Annotated in this window: 10 protein-coding genes; 5 read left to right on the top strand and 5 right to left on the bottom strand. The window is 73.7% G+C overall.

Going from position 1 to position 3,002, the window contains the following annotated elements; translation table 11 throughout:
• Nucleotides 1-142 precede the first annotated feature (142 nt).
• The gene (locus ACFV4N_RS42110; protein WP_499678294.1) at nt 143-415 is read right to left on the bottom strand and encodes a hypothetical protein; all 273 of its coding nucleotides are present in this window, start codon (nt 413-415) and stop codon (nt 143-145) included.
• Between the two features lie 129 nt (nt 416-544).
• Here ACFV4N_RS42110 and ACFV4N_RS42105 point away from each other — a divergent pair, with 129 nt between their 5' ends.
• On the top strand, nt 545-895 hold the full coding sequence (locus tag ACFV4N_RS42105; RefSeq protein WP_499678293.1) for a YidH family protein: 351 nt from the start codon (nt 545-547) through the stop codon (nt 893-895).
• Nucleotides 892-1,188 carry a DUF202 domain-containing protein gene (locus ACFV4N_RS42100; protein ID WP_499678292.1) on the top strand — a complete coding sequence of 99 codons (297 nt, stop codon included), beginning with the start codon at nt 892-894 and terminating at the stop codon, nt 1,186-1,188. Before ACFV4N_RS42105 ends, ACFV4N_RS42100 begins: the two co-directional genes overlap by 4 nt.
• Before the next feature lie 58 nt (nt 1,189-1,246).
• Here ACFV4N_RS42100 and rpsR read toward each other — a convergent pair whose 3' ends face one another.
• The 4 genes from rpsR to rpmB are packed head-to-tail and all read right to left on the bottom strand — an operon-like array spanning nt 1,247 to nt 2,191.
• Nucleotides 1,247-1,480 (bottom strand): 30S ribosomal protein S18, encoded by a 234-nt coding sequence (gene rpsR, locus ACFV4N_RS42095; RefSeq protein ID WP_499678291.1) that lies wholly within the window; start codon nt 1,478-1,480, stop codon nt 1,247-1,249.
• Between the two features lie 8 nt (nt 1,481-1,488).
• On the bottom strand, nt 1,489-1,785 hold the full coding sequence (gene rpsN / locus ACFV4N_RS42090) for a 30S ribosomal protein S14 (protein WP_499678290.1): 297 nt from the start codon (nt 1,783-1,785) through the stop codon (nt 1,489-1,491).
• Nucleotides 1,785-1,952: a 50S ribosomal protein L33 gene (gene rpmG / locus ACFV4N_RS42085; protein ID WP_499678289.1), complete on the bottom strand. Its 168-nt coding sequence runs from the start codon at nt 1,950-1,952 to the stop codon at nt 1,785-1,787. The genes rpsN and rpmG overlap by 1 nt, the downstream gene beginning before the upstream one ends.
• Nucleotides 1,952-2,191 (bottom strand): 50S ribosomal protein L28, encoded by a 240-nt coding sequence (gene rpmB / locus ACFV4N_RS42080; RefSeq protein ID WP_499678288.1) that lies wholly within the window; start codon nt 2,189-2,191, stop codon nt 1,952-1,954. The genes rpmG and rpmB overlap by 1 nt, the downstream gene beginning before the upstream one ends.
• A gap of 100 nt (nt 2,192-2,291) precedes the next feature.
• Between rpmB and ACFV4N_RS42075 the strand changes: the two genes are divergently transcribed.
• From ACFV4N_RS42075 to ACFV4N_RS42065, 3 genes are all read left to right on the top strand, one after another.
• A complete protein-coding gene (locus ACFV4N_RS42075) occupies nt 2,292-2,543 on the top strand; it encodes a type B 50S ribosomal protein L31 (protein WP_499678287.1) in 252 nt (83 codons plus the stop codon).
• Between the two features lies 1 nt (nt 2,544).
• Nucleotides 2,545-2,706: a 50S ribosomal protein L32 gene (gene rpmF, locus ACFV4N_RS42070; protein WP_499678286.1), complete on the top strand. Its 162-nt coding sequence runs from the start codon at nt 2,545-2,547 to the stop codon at nt 2,704-2,706.
• On the top strand, nt 2,703-3,002 hold a 300-nt coding region (locus tag ACFV4N_RS42065; RefSeq protein ID WP_499678285.1), incomplete at its 3' end, for a methyltransferase domain-containing protein. The genes rpmF and ACFV4N_RS42065, both read left to right, overlap by 4 nt.

Genomic DNA, 3,002 nt, shown 5'->3' with positions numbered 1-3,002 from the left:
CTTGCCGGGCTTGATCTGTCGGGCGAGCGCGCCGATGATCATACGGGCGACGATGAACCCGATATTGTCATCCTCGCGGTGGTCGTCAACTGTCGACCACGGAGTACCCGATCTTCCGGTGCGCAATCCCCCTGGCGCGGCCTCAGTGCCCGTTGGACGCCATGACCAGCAACATCAGCGACAGCAGCAGCTGGAGCAGGCCGACGGAGACGCCGACGACCGCGGTCCAGTCGAGGCGGTACTGGGTCTGGGTGGACATGGACAGCACGCCGAGGCCCACGGCGACCACCGCCACCGCCGCGCCGCCCGCCGGGATCGGCCAGCTGAGCAGGCTCAACCCCAGGGAGAGCGGCCCCAGCCAGGCGCCGCGCCCGGGACGGTCCCCGGCGGGCAGCCACCTCCCCGAGCCGTTCACTCGCGCCTCCGCTGTCCGTGGTCCGACCGGTGCCGACCAGGCGGTCCGACCCCTCGCGACGATAGCGTTCCGCCGGCGACCGGTGGAGCACGTCCCCGGTGCGGCAGGCACGACACCCGAGGAGCGCCGATGGCGGCCGAACGGCCACCGACCGACCACGAGCCCGACTACCGGTTCACGCTCGCCAACGAGCGGACCTTCCTGGCCTGGATCCGCACCGCCCTGGGCCTGCTGGCGGCCGGTGTCGCGGTGCGGCAGCTCGTGCCGCCGTTCGAGGTGCCGTGGGCGACCACCGCGCTCGCCGTGGCGTGCATCGCGCTGGCCGTGCTGGTGGCGGGCATGAGCTTCCCCCGGTGGCGGCGGGTGCAGGCGGCCATGCGGGCGGGCGCCGCGCTGCCGCCCAACCGGCTGCTGGTCGTGCTCACGGTCGCCGTGCTCGCCCTGGCCGGGTTCGCGGCGGTGCTGGTCGTGTTCGCGTGAGCGGGGACCGCGACCCCGGTCTCCAGCCCGAGCGCACGGTCCTGGCCTGGCGGCGCACCGCCATGGCGGCCGCGGCGTGCGCGGCGCTGCTGGTCCACGTGGCGGTCCGGCACCGGTGGGGGTGGGCGACCGCGCCCGCGGTCCTGGTCGCCGCCGCGTCGGTGGTCCTGGCCGTGGTCGGGCGGCACCGGCACCGCACGGCGCCCGCCCACCCGGCCGCGCTGCTCCTGGTGGCGGTCCTGGTGGTCGCCGCGTGCCTGGCGGCGCTGCCGCTCGACGTCCTCGTGCGGTGACCGCGCCCGTTCCAGCCGGGACCGGACCCGCCTCGCACGGGTCCGGTCCGGGTGTCGGTCAGCGGCCCTTGGCGGGGTAGGGGAGCAGGGCCATCTCCCGGGCGTTCTTGATCGCGGTGGCGACCTGGTGCTGCTGCTGCGGGGTCAGCCCGGTGACGCGGCGGGAGCGGATCTTGCCGCGGTCGGAGATGAACTTGCGCAGCAGGGCGGTGTCCTTCCAGTCCACTGTGGTCACGCCCTCCTTGCGCAGGAGGTTGACTCGGCGCCGGGGCGCGCGTTCGGGTCGGGGCACGGTTCCTCCTACCAGCTGGACTTGGTGACGCCGGGCAGCTCGCCCCGGTGGGCCATCTCGCGCAGCCTGATCCGGGACAGGCCGAACGCGCGGAACACCGCGCGCGGGCGGCCGTCGACGGCGTCGCGGTTGCGCAGCCGCGTGGGGCTGGCGTCGCGCGGCAGCCGCTGGAGCGCCCGCTGGGCCTCGTCCCGCCGCCCGGGGTCGGTGCGGATGATCTCCTTCAGCTCCGCGCGCCGCTCGGCGTGGCGGGCGACGACCTCGCGCCGCTGCCGGTCCTTGGCGATCTTCGACTTCTTGGCCATCAGCGCTCCTCGCGGAAGTCGACGTGGCGGCGCACGACCGGGTCGAACTTGCGCAGCACCATGCGGTCGGGGTCGTTGCGGCGGTTCTTCCGGGTCACGTAGGTGTAGCCGGTGCCCGCCGTCGAGCGGAGCTTGATGATCGGGCGCACGTCGTTGGCCTTGCCCATCAGACCTTCTCCCCCCTCGCGCGCAGCTCGGCCACCACCGACTCGACGCCGCGCCGGTCGACGGTCCTGATGCCCTTCACCGACAGCGTGAGCACCACGTACCGGTTCTCCGAGGGCAGCCAGTACCTGCGCCGCTGCGTGTTGGGCAGCCACCGGCGCGAGGTCCGCCGGTGGGAGTGCGAGACCTGCTTGCCGTAGCCGGGCTTGCGCCCGGTCAGTTGGCAGTGGCGCGATGACACGTGACCTCCAGTTTGAAACGACAATCGTTTCCATTACGGTAGCGCACAGGCCGGAGAGCTCCGGCACCCGGCGCGACGCGCACGACGAGACGGAGGAGCCGTGAAGCAGGGCATCCACCCCGACTACCACCCGGTGGTCTTCCAGGACCAGGCGACGGGCAAGGCGTTCCTGACCCGGTCGACGGCCACGTCCACCAAGACGGTCGAGTGGGAGGACGGCAACACCTACCCCCTGATCACCGTGGACGTCACCGCCGACTCGCACCCGTTCTGGACCGGCACCCAGCGGTTGGTCGACACCGCGGGCAGGGTCGAGAAGTTCAACCGCCGCTACGGCAGGAGGAGCCGCTGACATGGCCGTCCCCAAGCGCAAGACCTCGCGCAGCAACACCCGCCACCGCCGCTCGCAGTGGAAGGCCGAGGCGCCCGACCTGGTGCCGGTCACCACGCTGGACGGGCGCAAGCTGGTGGTGCCCCGCCGGCTCGTGGCCGCCTACCGCCGCGGCCTGTTGTGAACGTCGAGCGGGCGGTCCTCGACGCCTTCGAGGTGGGCGGCGCGGAGTTCGTCGAGTGGGCGTCCCAGCTGTGGGACCCGATCGGCGCGGAGACCGTCGGGATCGCCCGGCCGCGACCGGGTGAGCGCGTGCTCGACGCGTGCTGCGGCACGGGCTCGTCGGCCGTGCCCGCCGCCCGCGCGGTCGGCCCGGACGGGCTGGTGGACGCCGTGGACCTCGCGCCGACCCTGCTCGCCGCCGGGGCCCGGCGCGCGGCCGACCTGCCGCAGCTGCGCTTCCACCACGCCGATGTGACC

This window comes from Actinosynnema sp. NPDC059797, assembly GCF_042732085.1.
GTDB lineage: Bacteria > Actinomycetota > Actinomycetes > Mycobacteriales > Pseudonocardiaceae > Actinosynnema.
This window is presented reverse-complemented; position numbering and strand designations above follow the sequence as displayed.